11 protein-coding genes and 1 tRNA gene are annotated in these 19,340 nt (G+C 40.2%); 3 read left to right on the top strand and 9 right to left on the bottom strand.

What is annotated here, in order from left to right; all coding sequences use genetic code 11:
• Positions 1–45 precede the first annotated feature (45 nt).
• The 7 genes from KFB94_07245 to KFB94_07215 all read right to left on the bottom strand — a co-directional run bounded on the left by KFB94_07245 (position 46) and on the right by KFB94_07215 (position 13,361).
• Positions 46–4,992, bottom strand: a complete 4,947-nt coding sequence (locus KFB94_07245) for an autotransporter domain-containing protein (protein ID QVL45078.1) — start codon at positions 4,990–4,992, stop codon at positions 46–48.
• 33 nt (positions 4,993–5,025) lie between these two features.
• Positions 5,026–9,636 carry an autotransporter domain-containing protein gene (locus tag KFB94_07240; protein QVL45077.1) on the bottom strand — a complete coding sequence of 1,537 codons (4,611 nt, stop codon included), beginning with the start codon at positions 9,634–9,636 and terminating at the stop codon, positions 5,026–5,028.
• A 350-nt stretch (positions 9,637–9,986) separates the two neighbouring features.
• On the bottom strand, positions 9,987–10,325 hold the full coding sequence (locus KFB94_07235; protein ID QVL45076.1) for an integrase core domain-containing protein: 339 nt from the start codon (positions 10,323–10,325) through the stop codon (positions 9,987–9,989).
• A 562-nt stretch (positions 10,326–10,887) separates the two neighbouring features.
• On the bottom strand, positions 10,888–11,184 hold the full coding sequence (locus KFB94_07230; GenBank protein QVL45075.1) for a transposase: 297 nt from the start codon (positions 11,182–11,184) through the stop codon (positions 10,888–10,890).
• Between the two features lie 267 nt (positions 11,185–11,451).
• The gene (locus tag KFB94_07225) at positions 11,452–11,754 is read right to left on the bottom strand and encodes a hypothetical protein (protein QVL45074.1); all 303 of its coding nucleotides are present in this window, start codon (positions 11,752–11,754) and stop codon (positions 11,452–11,454) included.
• A gap of 1,032 nt (positions 11,755–12,786) precedes the next feature.
• Complete coding sequence (locus tag KFB94_07220; protein ID QVL46611.1) at positions 12,787–13,080, bottom strand: type II toxin-antitoxin system RelE/ParE family toxin; 294 nt, start codon at positions 13,078–13,080, stop codon at positions 12,787–12,789.
• A 2-nt stretch (positions 13,081–13,082) separates the two neighbouring features.
• Positions 13,083–13,361, bottom strand: a complete 279-nt coding sequence (locus KFB94_07215; GenBank protein QVL45073.1) for a hypothetical protein — start codon at positions 13,359–13,361, stop codon at positions 13,083–13,085.
• 789 nt (positions 13,362–14,150) lie between these two features.
• Here KFB94_07215 and KFB94_07210 point away from each other — a divergent pair.
• Complete coding sequence (locus KFB94_07210; protein QVL45072.1) at positions 14,151–14,573, top strand: cupin domain-containing protein; 423 nt, start codon at positions 14,151–14,153, stop codon at positions 14,571–14,573.
• A 427-nt stretch (positions 14,574–15,000) separates the two neighbouring features.
• Positions 15,001–16,548 carry a peptide MFS transporter gene (locus KFB94_07205; GenBank protein ID QVL45071.1) on the top strand — a complete coding sequence of 516 codons (1,548 nt, stop codon included), beginning with the start codon at positions 15,001–15,003 and terminating at the stop codon, positions 16,546–16,548.
• A gap of 273 nt (positions 16,549–16,821) precedes the next feature.
• Here KFB94_07205 and KFB94_07200 read toward each other — a convergent pair.
• A tRNA-Lys gene (locus tag KFB94_07200) sits at positions 16,822–16,897 on the bottom strand.
• 143 nt (positions 16,898–17,040) lie between these two features.
• Positions 17,041–18,405: a signal recognition particle protein gene (gene ffh, locus KFB94_07195; GenBank protein QVL45070.1), complete on the bottom strand. Its 1,365-nt coding sequence runs from the start codon at positions 18,403–18,405 to the stop codon at positions 17,041–17,043.
• A gap of 106 nt (positions 18,406–18,511) precedes the next feature.
• Here ffh and ccsA point away from each other — a divergent pair, with 106 nt between their 5' ends.
• Positions 18,512–19,339 carry a cytochrome c biogenesis protein CcsA gene (gene ccsA / locus KFB94_07190; GenBank protein ID QVL46610.1) on the top strand — a complete coding sequence of 276 codons (828 nt, stop codon included), beginning with the start codon at positions 18,512–18,514 and terminating at the stop codon, positions 19,337–19,339.
• Position 19,340: the final 1 nt, after the last annotated feature.

Raw genomic sequence — 19,340 nt, 5'->3', positions numbered from 1 at the left:
CCGTTAAAATTAGCCGCATTTATAAATAAAAAATCTCGTAAAAAATTAAAAGTTTATTCTAGCAGCGATTGAGCCAGTATGACTTTCAAAACCATTACTTGCATCCAAATCATAGCGCACCTGAATTGTTGTTAACTGACTAGCTTCAACATTTAAACCAAGGCCTAGATTCACAAAATTGCGACCAATATAATCCGTACCAGGCGTCACAAATTTCTCCCCGCCGCCAATATATGATGCAACTACGTCTTTATTAAGTGTTCCCGTATCTCTATACCAACCTAAGTCAATTTCTGGGCGATAAATTATTTCAGTGCCAAGTTTAGTTGTTAACCTACCACCAAGACCATATCGAGTACGACTATAGGACTGACTGTCTACATTTAATCCAATAGCACCTGCATCTTTTTCAGTATAAGCATCTTGCTCTAATCGACTGTACTCAATGGAGGCCATTGGAATAAATGTCGTATTATTACCTAAACTAATCTTATATCCTGCACCCAACCTACCGCCATATTGATTCCCGTCAAAGTCATAGCGGGCATTTCTTCCAACTGCAGTTGCTCTATCGCCTCTGTATTTATTTTCAGTATAGTTTATGACACCCTCTACATAAGCCTCATTACTAAGATTGTAACTACCATAAATCATGCCAGAATAGTTGTTGATTCGAGCATCATCAGCACTACGGAAATCATGTTGATCAACTCTTGCAGTCACAGCAGCAAGACCAAACCCAAGAATGAGGTCATCTGTGACATTATGATCCAATCCAAAAGCAGCTCCATAAGTATTAGTTCTATAACCATCATAGCTCTTACGTTGATCTTGCTTAGCAGTTGAGCCAAGCGCCCTCATCCAAAAAGCTGAATCAGGCTGTGCATTCCCGGATGATATACCAGTCAAACTATTAGCCAATACTATATCTCCACGTAATCCAGCCATACGCGAATTTGCAACATCAAGCGCCAATGTATTAGCAGCGACAGCTGACCTGGTTAAGGATCCATTTGAAATAGGAGCCAACCTCTTAACCTCATTTGCTAAATTAGCTTGATTATTACCATAACCCCACTGATCAAGATCTAGCTGATTAAATACGACTTGCATATCACTACTATAACCAGTACCTAAAGCACCAAGGCCAGCAAGCGTAGTTGCAGCGTTATTAGAGAAATGACCAAGTGTATTGGATTTATTTACATAGGTATTCTCATCACGACTAGTTGTTAAAACTAAATCACCATTTGAACGAGACAGTATAGTGTCAATTACGTAGCTGTTGTCAATAAGCGTTGCGGCTTGATTTGCATTAGTATCTCCACTTGCAACATCAATTAATGTATATGAAACATTATTACGCAAACTGCCAAGTAAGCTAATGTTAACTTTCTCATTACCGTTCATTGCTAAAGTCGACCCTGTACCACCGCTAACTTTACTTGATTGCGTGACGTCCGAGCTTAGCTGCCCCCCGCCAAAACTATTATTGTAAGCTTCACTAGCCACCGCAAAATTTAATGTACCGCCATTTGTAGTAAATACACTTTCTCCAAAAGTTGACTGTGTGACAGTTGCAACATTAGTCAAAGTTCCATCTGCATTTTTACTATGATTAAACACAACGCTGCCACTTAATGCATCAACAGAACCAGCTGTATTTAAGGTGGTAGTGGAAGTTGATACAGTTGTTCCTGCAGACAGTGTTAATGCGTTACCCAAGAATACATTCGCCGTAACATCACCAACAGTTGCATATCCAAGATCATTACCAATCGTTGTAGTGGTGGCGTAAATATTTTTATTAAGTGTTTGCGTTACTGAACCCACATAAAGTGGACTGTTTGTAGTATCACTCGTTGTGTTGTGAAAGTTAGCCGCTAAAATATATGCACTTGATGTACCAACATCCCCAGAAAGCGTTGTCCCACCCACGAAATTGACTGTACCTTTACCTGCTGAAGAAGTGCCGTAAGAGGTCACTTGCGGGCCACTTGAAACAATAATAGATTTATTATTAGCAATATTTACGGATCCTTCAGAAGGACTGTCAAACGTTAATGGACCGTACAAATCGCCACCTAGGTTAACCACACCATCTCCTGTTACGTGGAATGTTGATGCACTCACATAAACATCACCCAAGAAGGTTACAAACTTGCCAGTCACACCCGCGTTAATAGTTTTGAAAACGTTATTATCATCATTTCCTGCGCTACCAATATTGCCTGTCACAGTGCTTGAACCATTAAACGTTAGCGTTGCATTATTAGCATCTTTGAAGTTAATTCCAGTTGCACCCGTTGTTAAATTTACACCATCACCAACTTCTAAAGTTCCTGTGTCTGTGATTGCATTAGTTCCAAAATCTACAGTTCCTTTTAATCCCGCAACAGGATTTGCACTGTTTGTTCCGTTTAGTACGACTGTACCGTTACCGGTAAACTGAAGGGTATCGGCATACGTCATACCATTTAGCGTTGTGGTAGAACCGGTGGCACCTGCATTGACCGTAGTCAGAGGCGCGCCATCTGAACCGATAGTGCCACTGACTTGCTGTTCGCCACCAATCATTGTCAATACGCCTTGGCTGTAGCCAGAAGCTCCCGTAGTTACATTACCAATTAAATTTTTACCACTTGCAATTGTAACTGTGCCATTCTCAGACGATACGTTATTAACATAGTCCAAGTTCCCAACCAAACCTCCAGAAAGATTGACTAAACCATTACCAGTCACTTCCAATGTATTGGCATATACTGCAGCGGTATTGGTAAAGTTAGTTGTCGCCCCATCAGCACCTGCTGTGATTTTATTTAAACCCAATGAGGCTGCGCCTACCGTTGCATCAACAGTTTGAGTGCCACCCAACATATTCAGATAGCCAGTCCCATCGGTTGTTGTTGAAATAGCAGTTCCTACAAGGTTTTTATCTGCTGCCACATTGACTGTTGCATCATTTCCAGCATAATCAATGTTGGTAAATGTCATTCCTTGATTAAGATTGGCCGTACCATTACCAGTAAAATTTAAATTAGTGCTCGAGGTTGTACCACCTACAGTATTGAAATGTCCTGTACCTGTTCCAATTCTTGTGGTAGTTGCATTCACTGACTGATTGAAATAAGACGTACCAGCATCAACGTTGATATTAGTTGCAGTCACATTACCGTTGAAATTAGATGTGCCAGAACCAGTATTCGTCACATTAACTGAGTAAACATCGCCTGTAATGGTTGAATTTGCAGAATCAGCGCCGGAATTTACTGTATTTAGCCAAGCACCACTAGCGCCAACACTAGCTGTAACAGTCTGATCGCCACCTTGCAAAGTTAAAATACCTTTATTAGCATCAGCTGTTGTGACAGAAGTACCTGTAATATTTTTCCCAGTTGCTAAAATCAATTCAGAACTTGCAACAGATGAGTTATTTAAAACAGTGCTAGTAGCAAACACATCACCATTGACGGTTGTAGTTGAATACACATCGGTAGACACATCAAAACCTAAGCCTGTATTAGCACCGCCGATGTTTAAAGTATTAATTTTGTTTGAATCGGTACCAATCTGCCCGTTCATTGATTGCGCGCCAGATACAAAAGTTAAGGTACCAAGATTGTTTGCGCTGTTGATAACATCGCCATATAAAGAAGAGTCATTACCAATTTGTACAGTACCGTTGTAGTTTCTAAAATTCACGAGGCCGTTATCGCTGTCAGAAAAACGGGTATCCAATCCTCCGCCAAAAGCGACTGTACCTGCAGCATAAAGATTGACCTCAGTTGCGTTTGTTAAGCCGTTAATTTGCACAACACCTGTACCATTAGCACTGACCTCTTCAATTGCTGAGGTAGAGCCAATAGAACCAGTCACAATACTATTATTTTCAAAAACTACTGACCCAGTCCTGCTTGAAGATGTATCGATGCTACCAGCAACATCACTTCCATCACTTAAAGTCAAAAGACCATTATAGCCACCAAAGTTAATATTTCCCGTAACATCACCGCCACCAGCAACCGTGAGTGAACCCGCATTGTTAAAAGTTATGTTGGCATCAACATCACCATTCATAAAATTACCAGAACCTAGAACATTAACACCACTATCAGCACGCGTATCACCATTAATGTAGTTACCCCCATTCAAAGCAAGAGATCCAGATGTTTCAACAGCATAGGAAGTAACAGTCGATGAACTACCAATACTGCCAGTCCAATCTGTAAAAGTATTGGTGACTGTGTAAGAAGCCTTACCTATTGTACGAATTTCATAACCTGCACCTAAAACTACCGTCCCACCAACAGTTTCACCAGAATTAGGAGTTAAACCTGTGTAAAGAGAAGAAGTTCTTGCAGAATAACACGTATAAGCACCAAATGGATCGCATGTAAATGGACTACCAGAACCGTAAGTAGAAACAGTACCCAGAGGAGTTGTAGTTGTAAAAGAAGCAGGACCACCAGAAGTTCCGTTAAGATATTCATTACTTGACCAATCAACATCGAGACCTGCAGTCAGCACCATGTCTCTAACGTAACGATTCATTAACTCAGAATAATAATAGAGCGTCGGACTATACTGGCCGGAAGCAGGTGTGCCAGTGGTTATCGAATTAACAACAACTCCAGAGCCCAATACAAAACTATCGCTTCCAGTAAATTCCCCACCACTAACTCCAAGAGCAGCAAAATTGTTGACGGTAAAATTGGATTGACGTATTGAACCAGTTAAGTAGGTTGTATCCTGATATACACTATTTTGAATAGTGGTTTGCGGCGTACCAAGCAACGACCCATAATTATAAGATTGAACATTTGAGTTATAAATTGTTGAGCCAATTGAATCACTACCGGCTATAGTTGTTCCCAGTTCGTACGTAGCCGCAGATAATGATGATGAAAAAGCAGCAAACGCAAAGAATGCAGCAGAAATTACTACATGCCCGATCTTAATAAATTTAAATGTAAGAGATTTTTTTTCCATCATTATTCATTCTTATAAAATTAAAAAATTAAAAAATTAAAAGTTTATTCTAGCAGCGATTGAGCCAGTATGACTTTCAAAACCATTACTTGCATCCAAATCATAGCGCACCTGAATTGTTGTTAACTGACTAGCTTCAACATTTAAACCAAGGCCTAGATTCACAAAATTGCGACCAATATAATCCGTACCAGGCGTCACAAATTTCTCCCCGCCGCCAATATATGATGCAACTACGTCTTTATTAAGTGTTCCCGTATCTCTATACCAACCTAAGTCAATTTCTGGGCGATAAATTATTTCAGTGCCAAGTTTAGTTGTTAACCTACCACCAAGACCATATCGAGTACGACTATAGGACTGACTGTCTACATTTAATCCAATAGCACCTGCATCTTTTTCAGTATAAGCATCTTGCTCTAATCGACTGTACTCAATGGAGGCCATTGGAATAAATGTCGTATTATTACCTAAACTAATCTTATATCCTGCACCCAACCTACCGCCATATTGATTCCCGTCAAAGTCATAGCGGGCATTTCTTCCAACTGCAGTTGCTCTATCGCCTCTGTATTTATTTTCAGTATAGTTTATGACACCCTCTACATAAGCCTCATTACTAAGATTGTAACTACCATAAATCATGCCAGAATAGTTGTTGATTCGAGCATCATCAGCACTACGGAAATCATGTTGATCAACTCTTGCAGTCACAGCAGCAAGACCAAACCCAAGAATGAGGTCATCTGTGACATTATGATCCAATCCAAAAGCAGCTCCATAAGTATTAGTTCTATAACCATCATAGCTCTTACGTTGATCTTGCTTAGCAGTTGAGCCAAGCGCCCTCATCCAAAAAGCTGAATCAGGCTGTGCATTCCCGGATGATATACCAGTCAAACTATTAGCCAATACTATATCTCCACGTAATCCAGCCATACGCGAATTTGCAACATCAAGCGCCAATGTATTAGCAGCGACAGCTGACCTGGTTAAGGATCCATTTGAAATAGGAGCCAACCTCTTAACCTCATTTGCTAAATTAGCTTGATTATTACCATAACCCCACTGATCAAGATCTAGCTGATTAAATACGACTTGCATATCACTACTATAACCAGTACCTAAAGCACCAAGGCCAGCAAGCGTAGTTGCAGCGTTATTAGAGAAATGACCAAGTGTATTGGATTTATTTACATAGGTATTCTCATCACGACTAGTTGTTAAAACTAAATCACCATTTGAACGAGACAGTATAGTGTCAATTACGTAGCTGTTGTCAATAAGCGTTGCGGCTTGATTTGCATTAGTATCTCCACTTGCAACATCAATTAATGTATATGAAACATTATTACGCAAACTGCCAAGTAAGCTAATGTTAACTTTCTCATTACCGTTCATTGCTAAAGTCGACCCTGTACCACCGCTAACTTTACTTGATTGCGTGACGTCCGAGCTTAGCTGCCCCCCGCCAAAACTATTATTGTAAGCTTCACTAGCCACCGCAAAATTTAATGTACCGCCATTTGTAGTAAATACACTTTCTCCAAAAGTTGACTGTGTGACAGTTGCAACATTAGTCAAAGTTCCATCTGCATTTTTACTATGATTAAACACAACGCTGCCACTTAATGCATCAACAGAACCAGCTGTATTTAAGGTGGTAGTGGAAGTTGATACAGTTGTTCCTGCAGACAGTGTTAATGCGTTACCCAAGAATACATTCGCCGTAACATCACCAACAGTTGCATATCCAAGATCATTACCAATCGTTGTAGTGGTGGCGTAAATATTTTTATTAAGTGTTTGCGTTACTGAACCCACATAAAGTGGACTGTTTGTAGTATCACTCGTTGTGTTGTGAAAGTTAGCCGCTAAAATATATGCACTTGATGTACCAACATCCCCAGAAAGCGTTGTCCCACCCACGAAATTGACTGTACCTTTACCTGCTGAAGAAGTGCCGTAAGAGGTCACTTGCGGGCCACTTGAAACAATAATAGATTTATTATTAGCAATATTTACGGATCCTTCAGAAGGACTGTCAAACGTTAATGGACCGTACAAATCGCCACCTAGGTTAACCACACCATCTCCTGTTACGTGGAATGTTGATGCACTCACATAAACATCACCCAAGAAGGTTACAAACTTGCCAGTCACACCCGCGTTAATAGTTTTGAAAACGTTATTATCATCATTTCCTGCGCTACCAATATTGCCTGTCACAGTGCTTGAACCATTAAACGTTAGCGTTGCATTATTAGCATCTTTGAAGTTAATTCCAGTTGCACCCGTTGTTAAATTTACACCATCACCAACTTCTAAAGTTCCTGTGTCTGTGATTGCATTAGTTCCAAAATCTACAGTTCCTTTTAATCCCGCAACAGGATTTGCACTGTTTGTTCCGTTTAGTACGACTGTACCGTTACCGGTAAACTGAAGGGTATCGGCATACGTCATACCATTTAGCGTTGTGGTAGAACCGGTGGCACCTGCATTGACCGTAGTCAGAGGCGCGCCATCTGAACCGATAGTGCCACTGACTTGCTGTTCGCCACCAATCATTGTCAATACGCCTTGGCTGTAGCCAGAAGCTCCCGTAGTTACATTACCAATTAAATTTTTACCACTTGCAATTGTAACTGTGCCATTCTCAGACGATACGTTATTAACATAGTCCAAGTTCCCAACCAAACCTCCAGAAAGATTGACTAAACCATTACCAGTCACTTCCAATGTATTGGCATATACTGCAGCGGTATTGGTAAAGTTAGTTGTCGCCCCATCAGCACCTGCTGTGATTTTATTTAAACCCAATGAGGCTGCGCCTACCGTTGCATCAACAGTTTGAGTGCCACCCAACATATTCAGATAGCCAGTCCCATCGGTTGTTGTTGAAATAGCAGTTCCTACAAGGTTTTTATCTGCTGCCACATTGACTGTTGCATCATTTCCAGCATAATCAATGTTGGTAAATGTCATTCCTTGATTAAGATTGGCCGTACCATTACCAGTAAAATTTAAATTAGTGCTCGAGGTTGTACCACCTACAGTATTGAAATGTCCTGTACCTGTTCCAATTCTTGTGGTAGTTGCATTCACTGACTGATTGAAATAAGACGTACCAGCATCAACGTTGATATTAGTTGCAGTCACATTACCGTTGAAATTAGATGTGCCAGAACCAGTATTCGTCACATTAACTGAGTAAACATCGCCTGTAATGGTTGAATTTGCAGAATCAGCGCCGGAATTTACTGTATTTAGCCAAGCACCACTAGCGCCAACACTAGCTGTAACAGTCTGATCGCCACCTTGCAAAGTTAAAATACCTTTATTAGCATCAGCTGTTGTGACAGAAGTACCTGTAATATTTTTCCCAGTTGCTAAAATCAATTCAGAACTTGCAACAGATGAGTTATTTAAAACAGTGCTAGTAGCAAACACATCACCATTGACGGTTGTAGTTGAATACACATCGGTAGACACATCAAAACCTAAGCCTGTATTAGCACCGCCGATGTTTAAAGTATTAATTTTGTTTGAATCGGTACCAATCTGCCCGTTCATTGATTGCGCGCCAGATACAAAAGTTAAGGTACCAAGATTGTTTGCGCTGTTGATAACATCGCCATATAAAGAAGAGTCATTACCAATTTGTACAGTACCGTTGTAGTTTCTAAAATTCACGAGGCCGTTATCGCTGTCAGAAAAACGGGTATCCAATCCTCCGCCAAAAGCGACTGTACCTGCAGCATAAAGATTGACCTCAGTTGCGTTTGTTAAGCCGTTAATTTGCACAACACCTGTACCATTAGCACTGACCTCTTCAATTGCTGAGGTAGAGCCAATAGAACCAGTCACAATACTATTATTTTCAAAAACTACTGACCCAGTCCTGCTTGAAGATGTATCGATGCTACCAGCAACATCACTTCCATCACTTAAAGTCAAAAGACCATTATAGCCACCAAAGTTAATATTTCCCGTAACATCACCGCCACCAGCAACCGTGAGTGAACCCGCATTGTTAAAAGTTATGTTGGCATCAACATCACCATTCATAAAATTACCAGAACCTAGAACATTAACACCACTATCAGCACGCGTATCACCATTAATGTAGTTACCCCCATTCAAAGCAAGAGATCCAGATGTTTCAACAGCATAGGAAGTAACAGTCGATGAACTACCAATACTGCCAGTCCACTCATAACCAATACCATCAAATATAGCGCTATATTGCCCTGATGCTGCAGAGCCTAACGTAACAGAATCAACAACAACTCCAGAGCCCAATACAAAACTATCGCTACCAGTAAATTCCCCGCCACTGACCCCAAGCGCAGCGAAGGTGTTGGGGGTGTAGTTAAACTGGCGGATGGAGCCAGTGAAATTGGTGGTGTTACCATAAATATTAATTATCAGTGTGCTTGGGGCACCCAACAACGACCCATAATTATAAGATTGAACATTTGAGTTATAAATTGTTGAGCCACTTGAATCACTACCGGCTATCGTTGTTCCCAGTTCGTACGTAGCCGCAGATAATGATGATGAAAAAGCAGCAAGCGCAAAGAATGCAGCAGAAATTACTACATGCCCGATCTTAATAAATTTAAATGAAAATGTTCTGGATAGCATATATTAGGTCTCTCTTTTTTCTTGATTAATTGATTTAAAAAGAAAAAATTTAGTTAAAAAAATATTTTTTTTATATTATCTTAAAAAATATCTGAAAGATACTATTTTGTAATAAAACTAAAAATTAATTCTTAAATTATTCAAAAAAAATTGTAATGATCAGATCCTCCTATTAAGATCACTTCAATATTGGCAAAACCTGTACTTTTTTCTATGTAATTCTTGAAATATTTAGAGAACAGCTTTATGAAACCCAGTCAAACAATGCCTCTCGGGTAAATTTGTAATTTTCTTAGCAACATCGAGAAGATTTAATGAGCCAAAGAGGACTGGAAAGAAATGAAATTTATTCAATGCATTTGGGTCGGTACCCCCCCATTTTTATCATTAAATAAAAGTAGAGTTAAGCGGCTATAGCCAACCGCTGTATTGGTTTTATCCCGCCCAAGGCCATGTTTGTACGTTCGTGATAATAGCGCCAAATCAATTGTGTGGCATATTCTTACCTCACCTAAATCTTGCCAGTGATATTGCGATAGCCATTCATAACGCACTGTATGGTTAAATCGCTCAACATAAGCATTTTGCTGTGGACTGCCTCTTTGAATATAGCTCATGGCAATTCCACGCCTTGCTGCCCAAACTTGAATCACATTGCTGATATAGTCAGGGCCGTTATCACAGCGCAACGTGCTTGGCTTACCTCGCCATTCAATAATTTAATTTAATGCGCGAATGACTCTTTCAGAAGGGAGGGACAAGTCTACTTCAATCCCCAATGATTCCCGATTAAAATCGTCAATCACATTAAATAACCTAAAGCTCCTGCCATCTTGTAGCTGATCATGCATGAAATCCATTGGCCATACTTGGTTAATCTTAAACGCTACAGCCAATGCGGCTAACTTTTCTCACTTAAGTAGCTTTCTTGTGACCTGCCCCCAATAACACTACCAGTTTATTCTGTAAAAAGTCCGTTTAAAAATCATTTAAATTGCCTAAGTTTTTGCGCATAGATTGCTGGTGGGATTCGGCCGCAGGTAATCTTTGCTTGTTGTAAATCCAGATGGATATTGCGATAGCCATAGTGACCACCGCTCTCAAGCCAAAACTGTTTGATGTAACGCAATAAATGCTAGTCTTCTTTTGTTCGTAAACTTAAAGGGGATTTTAACCAGGCATAGTAACCACTAGGATGAATGTCTAATGCAGAACACAGCAACCTAACAAGATAGGCATTGCTAAGAGCTTTTATGAACACATAGCGTTCTTTGACTCGTTTGCAAAGAAAACTGCGGCCTCCTTTAATATATCCCTTTCTTGTTGAACTCGCTTGAGCTCACGTTTCAATCGAGCTACTTCCACCTGCAGATCTGGTTCCGATTCGCGGGCTTTGGGTGGCTTGGAAAAAGCTTGCTTCCATTTATAGAGGCTCTTGGTGCTGACGCCCAGCCTATTGGAAACTTCAGCTATGTCATAGCTGTGTTTGATAATTTGATTGACTGCTTCTTGTTTAAATTCGTCTGTGTAACGAATGCCTTTTGCCATGATTCTTCCTTTTTATGTCTAGAGTAATTTGTAACATAAAAAGTGTCTACTGTTCTCAGGCCGTACCAGTATTAAAATACGGTTAGACCACACCGTTTCAATGGTGGGCAAATACCCACTAAAGTCGAGGCGCTTTATTATCAATATCGCCTCTTAAGTTGTGTCCTGATTTAGTAAGCTATTACAGATGACCAAAAAGTGCAAGCGGGAGGAATCAAAAAGCTAAGCCAGCTGTATCTTGCTGTTACATTAATCAAATACTCAGCTCTATCGGCACTTATAAAAAAAGTAAGTCCGTTCACCAAACACTTTTGACCCTCCCTTCACAATGGTATCTGCATTGGCTTCTACTGCAGAATTGCGCGCCATTTGTAAAAGATTCTGCTCAACACTTTCTTTACCACGGTTAATAAACCAAACCTTAGCCAACACGCTGGCAGTCATTCTACCTTTTGATTCACAGCCCAAAACTTTATTAGCATCTACAACCGCCACCCCCTCCGAACCTACTTTTTTTTCAATTAGCGTACTAGCACAACCAGATAGCAACACTGCAGAAACCAATGACATTACTACTAACCCTTTAAAAGATATTGGCATCAATCGCCCTTTCATAATTATTGAATGAATCGGTAAAATTTATTTTAGTATTATACATCTGCGAACCCATCTAACCATCCCCTCTACACACTGACAATAACAATACACATGCGCAGAAAACTACTAGAGCCACTGTGTTATTTTTTGATTATGAGGTGGTTTATGAACCCTAATTTATTGACGATAATTTAAACAAGCTAATAGCAGGACAGATATCTAAAATATCTAAATAATAAAAAATAGGCTACCCTCTCACGTAACTGCTTTGTTTAATAAAAATAAGCATTGATGATTGTTAGTTAGAAAACTACTTATTCGTCCCTAACAACAAAAATATACTATTTTCACTATTCTTAAATACTTCAAAAGGTCGGCTAGATTTTTGAGCATTAAAACTGCTAGAACTCACGTTAATATTAAAAATAATATACTCAAAAATAAAAAAATAGTAAAAGTAGTAATTAAGTTTATCTGCTAGTGTTGTAGGGGCAGATCAGTTGTCTCTCAGTTGGCGGGAAGTGGACATAAACACCTTTCAGAAAGCCTGTTCAGTACCTTAGCCAAGTCTTGTTGACCTAAATAAATAAGTTCTTCATTTTCACTATCACTTTTATATTTGATGACATCTTTAGCAACGGTGTGCAGTGGGTATGAAGTATTTTTTTGACAAAAAATAGGTGACAACTGCTTGTAAGCTATTGTTTTAATAATAAATTGGTTAGGGAGTACGCAGATAGAACACGCGAAAAACGGATTAAACGTGTCGAGGCGCTGCTCTAGCGTGCACTACTTGATTCAAATTTTGGTATTGATTGAACCGTGCTAAAAAGTGCTCTAAATTGCCACCTATCCTTGCGCTGGATTTTGAGAGCGTCAGCGCCTGATTTTAATCGTAAGATTTCAGTTGGTTTAAGCGCCTGTTTTCGGGGCGTTAAAAGGTGTGCGGATAGGATTGTAAACAACAAAATCAGGCGGCCATTCTTTTGACGCTCATTGACTACATCAAGGTTGGTTGAAGGTATAGCCTGCTTCTCGTTGATGCCTAATAGCCAAAATCAAAATAACATTCTTATGATCTTCAACACTATAGAGTGCGACGTATCCAGTTGCACCCCTTGAGATCACAAGCTCCCTGATTTCCTCGTCAACAATTCGACCAATAAGCGGATGACGATCGAGAATACTGACAGCTTCCTCGATAAGATCTACAGTCTCTGAAGCGCCCTTAATGTCTGCCGCAATAAGAAAGTCTGTTAATCGAATAAGATCGTTAACAGCATGTTGAGAATAAACGATTTTTACCAAGAGTTAGCTTTTAGTGATGTTACTTGTTTACCAGCAATACGTGATCGCAAATGATCAAACACATCTTTAGATTGGTAAATTTCCTTATTTTTAAGCGTCGCTTCTCTTGAAGCTCTAGCTTCAGCAATAAACTCACTACGGTATTCTGTGTTTATTGATGCCTGTCTAATTGCTTCAACCATAAAAGCGTGCGCCGAAATACCGAGCTCCTTGGCAGCGTTAGCAGCTTTCGCTTTTATTTCATCCGATAATTTTAGTGAAGTAGTACTCATGACAAAGTCCTTAAGGTGTTACTAAAGTAACACTAACTCTAATAGGCATTAAAGACATTGTCAATCAATATCAGAGAAGTTTGATGCCCAACCTAACGTCGACTTAAAACATCTAAAAAAGCCCCACCGTGACATTAAGATAATAATGTTTAACTGAGCAAGGTTTGTCGCGAAAAATGCCCGCAAAAATAGACGTAAAAAAAGCTTATCAATTGTTAAGCTTTTAATTTAATTAGTGCAGGAGAGAGAATGGAGCTCTCACGCTTTTACCAGCGCCTGATTTTAATCGTAAGACTTCAGTTAGTTTAAGCGCCTGTTTTCGGGGCGTTGAAAGGTGTGCGGGTAGGACTGTCATCAGTTTTTACGCAGTAATAATATGAGCAAAGTTCGATTCCCAAACTAGGCGTCAATTGTTTTGACAGTGTCTTGATGAACAATCGTGATTCCCAACCATTTAGATTTGTCGGAAATCACGTCAAGTGACATTAAACCAACACCTGCAGCAAACAAAACTAGGCGGGGTTAAACAGTCGATCAAGTCAAAGCTGCTACGTATGCAGCTTTTTTAGCTGCGCTAGTGCGTTAAATCAAGCGTTATTTACAATAACAAATAGGGAGTGCTTCAAATCAAGGCTTCAAATCAAGGCTTAAAAGAGGTCTAATAGAGTAGAGGAGGTTCAGTGCACAAACAATTGACTGACATTGCCTCAAACTTTTTTAACTGTGTTTATTTTCTTAAAAAATAGATAAACTGCGGCCTTAATATTTACTTATGAATTGGAGTTGAAAATGAAGCATCTATTGTCAATGCTATGGATTAGCTTCTTAATACCGACATTAGCGCAATCAGCCGATGCACATCCAGTAGAAACTGGAATCAAAGTGACTCAGATACTTAAAGCCACTAAACAGTGGGACGGTAGCCTGCTACCGCCTTACCCACTAAACAATCCGGAAATCACTATTTTGCAATATGAAATAGCACCAGGGACAAAATTGCCAATGCATAAACATCCAGTCATTAATGCGGGCATGATGCTTGAAGGGGAGCTAACCGTTAATGCTGAAGATGGCAAACAATTGATTCTTAAAGCTGGAGATACCATTGTCGAGCTGGTTGACAAGTGGCACTTTGGTATCAATCAAGGAACAACAACTGCAAAACTCATCGTGTTTTATGTGGGCGAAGTTGGCGTTCCTTTAAGTTTCTGATCACCGATATTGCATGGCGTTTGGTACGAGAATGCCATATAGAAGTTAATATCTTCAATGTTTGCACATCAATAATTTGCTGAGCCATGAATGGCATAGTAAACCAAAGAATGTGATGTCTACTTCCCCATTAATGAGACAGCTCTAAATTAAAGTTTTCCATTTTTGCGCGATATACCGCTGGTGCTAACACGCCTAAACTCTCAGTTCCAGTGGTGAAATACACCCAAGGATAGTTGGTTTTAAATCTGACCTGTTAGCGGCTACTGCGCGGTCTTTTGTAAAAAGTAGCTCCATCTAAAATGAATGTTGTTTCGGGCAATAGCTTCACAGAAACGAGTTGAGTTTCTTGATTGGGGATTGGACAATCTATCAATTTTAAAGCAAATGATTTAAAGTTTGCCTATGAAAATATAGGCTAGCAATCATGTTTGATCATAACTCAGTAAACAATATAGGCAGTCTATCGGATCAATTAACGAATAAGTTTAAGAATAATTCTCGTCAACCATCAGGGCTAAAAGTCATATTTTTTGCAGAAATGTGGGAGCGCTTTAGTTACTACGGCATGCGCTCACTTCTTGTTTTATATCTGATTAACTCACTTTCTTATACAAGAGATAATGCGCTTGCATTATATGGGATTTATACAGGCCTTGTTTACCTTACCCCAATTTACGGCGGGGCAATTGCTGATAAGTATTTAGGCAAAAGAAGAGCCATGTTAATTGGCGCTTTTTTAATGGTGCTCGGACATTTTTGTATGGCTTTTGAGTCATTGCTATATGTGGCCTTAGGTTTGCTGATTGTGGGTAATGGATTTTTTAAGCCAAATTCATCATCACTGGTCGGTGATCTTTACGGTCCTGGGGAAGAGGGTAAAAGATCTGCTGGTTATTCTATCTTTTATATGGGCATTAATTTGGGCGCCTTTTTGGCTCCTTTAGTTGCTGGCACCTTGGGTGAGAAAGTCGGTTGGCATTATGGTTTTGCATGCGCAGGTGTAGGCATGACAGTTGGCGCTATTCAACTTCTGATGGGACAGGATAAGCTTGGCCGCGCAGGATTAAAGGCGCATCAAAATCCAGTTGATTTTTCTGATACCAAATTAATTTTGGCATGGGTGGGTGCTTCAGTCGCTTTTGTTTGCGCAGTCATTTACGGCTTCGCGTTTTTTAGTCCATGGTTGGATTTACTCTCTAAAACCCAAAAGGTGATCCTTGAGTTATCGTTACTTGGCGGCGTCTTAGTTTATTTGCTTAATTCAAAATCAAATTCTCCTCCAACACTCTCTTCGAATAATCCTGAATCAAACGACACAATGAGCAAATCAGATTGGTCTAGAGTGATTGCTATCTTAATTGTCATGCTTTTTGTGATTATCTTTTGGACAGGGTTTGAGCAAGCTGGCGGCACCATGACCCTATTTGCAGATAAAAATACAGATCGGGAATTATTTGGTTTTTTAATTCCAGCATCATCATTTCAAGCCATAAACCCTGCTTTGATTATTTTGTTGGCACCTCTGTTTTCAATCATATGGACCACGTTAGATAACAGTAAATACGCATTAAGTGATGTCGGTAAACAATCCCTTGGAATGATTGTTCTTGGCCTTGGATTTGTGGTCATGTCTCATGCTCAAAACCTATCGGATACGTTGGGGCGCGTAGGACCTGAGTGGCTTTTGATGGTTTATGCAATACACACACTTGGGGAATTAATGCTCTCACCGATAGGCTTAGCTATGGTATCAAGAGTGGCACCCGCCAAATTAAGTGCATTGTTAATGGGAGTTTGGCTTCTTTCTAGTGCTGTTGCGGGCTACATGTCTGGCACACTTGAATCCATTCTAAGAAATACGGACTTCTCTTTGTATCCTTTTCTTGCCACCATCAGCATATCGGCTGGTGTAATTCTGTTTATGTTAAGTCCCTTCTTAAACAGAATGATGAATAGTGACAATGCTAGATAACGCTTTTATTGCCAAGATCAAAACTGCCTGGATAGCAATAGCTATGCTCTACGCTATAACGAGACATATCTTTGGTTGTGCGATGATTGAGTATTTTTAATACCAATTCAGTAGAATGATCATAGACCAATCTAAATATTGAAAGTCGAATATTTGACGCGCAAGTTGAAAGCTGTGAATCCCGACAAGACGGTGTGCAGTTGTTGTGTATTGAAATTACGGACAAAAAAATAGGTTACAATTTCTTGTAACCTATTGTTTTAATACTAAATTTGGTAGGGAGTACGCGGATCGAACGCGTGACAAACGGATTAAAAGTCCGCTGCTCTACCAGCTGAGCTAACTCCCCATTTTTACTAACGATTTTGGGTTGTTGCCCAAAAATGCAAGACCGCGATTATGATGCAAACACGCCATCAGGTCAAGATCGTTTAGCCATTAATCTTTGATTTTCTGAAAAAAATATTATTCATATTGGTCTATTGAGAGCAATTATCGCATCCCTGGCAGTTTTCCACCCATTAGGCCGCCCATGCCGCGCATCAGCTTAGCAATACCGCCTTTACTAAACATTTTCATCATTTTCTGCGTCTCTTCAAACTGTTTAAGCAGACGATTCACTTCCTGCACTTGTACACCACTACCGGCAGCAATGCGCTTTTTACGCGTGGCTTTAATCAACTCAGGTTTACGCCGCTCTAAAGGCGTCATACTATTAATAATGCCTTCTATGCGGCGTAAAGATTTCTCTGCCTCATCGCTGCTGACTTTTGACGCCATTTCAGCTACTTGTGATGGCATTTTATCCATCAGCGCACTCATACCGCCCATTTTACGCATTTGTACCATCTGCGCTTTAAAGTCCTCTAAATCAAATTTACTACCTGATTTGATTTTATCAGCGACTTTTTTCGCTTCATCCATATCGACATTTTTATGCGCTTGTTCAATCAAACCCAGCACATCGCCCATGCCTAAAATGCGGCCTGCCATGCGATCGGGGTGAAATGGCTCTAAACCATCAACCTTCTCACTAACACCTATAAATTTAATTGGCTGACCAGTCACGTGGCGTACAGATAGCGCTGCGCCGCCACGCGCATCACCATCTAGTTTAGTGAGGACTACCCCAGTAAGTGGCAATGCTTCACCAAAAGCTTTGGCGGTATTCACAGCATCTTGACCTTGCATGGCATCAACTACAAATAAGGTTTCTGCTGGTTTCAGTTGTGCGTGTAAGGCTTTAATTTCAGCCATCATGGCTTCATCAATACCCAATCGACCCGCAGTATCGAAAATCACCACATCATAGTAATTGACTTTGGCATACGCTATTGTTTTCTCGGCAATTTCGGCAGGTTTTTGCTCAATATGACTGTCAAAACAATCAACCTCTAATTGATTCGCCAGCGTTTGCAATTGGGTAATTGCGGCTGGACGGTAAACATCTGCACTAGCAAGCAACACTTTTTTCTTATCCGCTTTAAGCAATTTAGCTAACTTGGCGCAAGTGGTTGTTTTACCTGAGCCTTGCAACCCCGCCATTAAAATCACTACCGGCGGAACAGCGGCCAGATTAAGTGCGACATTTGCCTTACCCATCAACGCCGTTAGTTCTTCGTTAACAACTTCAATAACCGCCTGTCCTGGGCTTAAACTTTGTAACACCGCTCGGCCATTAGCGCGTTCTTTTACTTTTGCAATAAAGTCTTTAACCACTGGCAACGCCACATCTGCCTCTAGTAAAGCCATGCGCACCTCACGCATCGCATCGGCTATATTGTCTTCTGTTAACCGTGCTTGCCCACGTAGATTTTTAATAACGCCCTGCAAGCGTCCTGTTAAATTGTCTAACATTTGTTCACTGTCCTAATCGGCTCGTTTGAATATGAACCATTGAATTAATTTGGGCTAATTTTACATCATGCTATGCGATTGACGCGAGTTTTGACATAATTGCATGATGTTACATTTAATCCCTTATTTAGTTGTTGCGTTTATTTATCTTGCGGTCGCCTTTGATTTTTGGCGAATTGCCAAGTTAAGCAACGCTTCTAATGAACAAGCACAATCGCTAAAATTACATTCAGCCATGATTGCATTAGGTTTAGTGCTTCATGCGGGATTGTTGTATACCGATATATTTGCCGTGGGTAATTTCAATTTTGGACTATTTTACGCAATTTCTGCCATTCTGTGGCTGACCGCACTTATTTATTGGTTGGCCAACTTGAAGCATAAGATTGATATTTTACAGTGCTTTGTTTTGCCACCTGCCGCTTTGTTTGTTCTACTTTCAGCACTATCCATTCATGATTATATTGCGCCTTACAACGAAGCTTCTTGGTTTATGGCGCATGTCGCTATTGCCATATTGGCCTATAGTTTGTTTACCTTTGCTGCCATGCATGCCTTAATTATGGCGATTGCTGAGCGCAGCTTACACAACAAGGCCACTTTCATCCAATTGCCAAGCTTCCCACCACTGATGGTGATGGAAAGTTTATTGTTTAAAGTCATTACATTAGGCTTTATCTTACTCACATTAACCGTTGGCAGCGGTATGATTTTCTCAGAACAGATTTTTGGCAAACCATTAGCGTTTAGCCATAAGGTTATCTTTTCTATTGCATCGTGGTTTATTTATGCAGGGCTTTTATATGGCCGTTATCGCCATGGTTGGCGTGGCTTAAAAGCTATCCGCTGGACACTGGTTGGCTTTGGATTGCTGGTGTTATCTTATATCGGCTCAAGAGTGGTTTTAGAATTACTCCTGCACCGTCAATATTAAA

Source organism: Methylophilaceae bacterium, from assembly GCA_018398995.1.
Classification (GTDB): Bacteria; Pseudomonadota; Gammaproteobacteria; order Burkholderiales; family Methylophilaceae.
This window is presented reverse-complemented; position numbering and strand designations above follow the sequence as displayed.

What these genes read in the sequence shown, in the direction of transcription:
- KFB94_07205 (QVL45071.1), top strand. Translation starts at nt 15,001, where the DNA reads ATGTTTGATCATAACTCAGTAAACAATATAGGCAGTCTATCGGATCAA.
- KFB94_07225 (QVL45074.1), bottom strand. Translation starts at nt 11,754, where the DNA reads ATGTCATTGGTTTCTGCAGTGTTGCTATCTGGTTGTGCTAGTACGCTA.
- ccsA (QVL46610.1), top strand. Translation starts at nt 18,512, where the DNA reads ATGTTACATTTAATCCCTTATTTAGTTGTTGCGTTTATTTATCTTGCG.
- KFB94_07215 (QVL45073.1), bottom strand. Translation starts at nt 13,361, where the DNA reads ATGAGTACTACTTCACTAAAATTATCGGATGAAATAAAAGCGAAAGCT.
- KFB94_07230 (QVL45075.1), bottom strand. Translation starts at nt 11,184, where the DNA reads ATGGCAAAAGGCATTCGTTACACAGACGAATTTAAACAAGAAGCAGTC.
- KFB94_07240 (QVL45077.1), bottom strand. Translation starts at nt 9,636, where the DNA reads ATGCTATCCAGAACATTTTCATTTAAATTTATTAAGATCGGGCATGTA.
- KFB94_07210 (QVL45072.1), top strand. Translation starts at nt 14,151, where the DNA reads ATGAAGCATCTATTGTCAATGCTATGGATTAGCTTCTTAATACCGACA.
- ffh (QVL45070.1), bottom strand. Translation starts at nt 18,405, where the DNA reads ATGTTAGACAATTTAACAGGACGCTTGCAGGGCGTTATTAAAAATCTA.
- KFB94_07245 (QVL45078.1), bottom strand. Translation starts at nt 4,992, where the DNA reads ATGATGGAAAAAAAATCTCTTACATTTAAATTTATTAAGATCGGGCAT.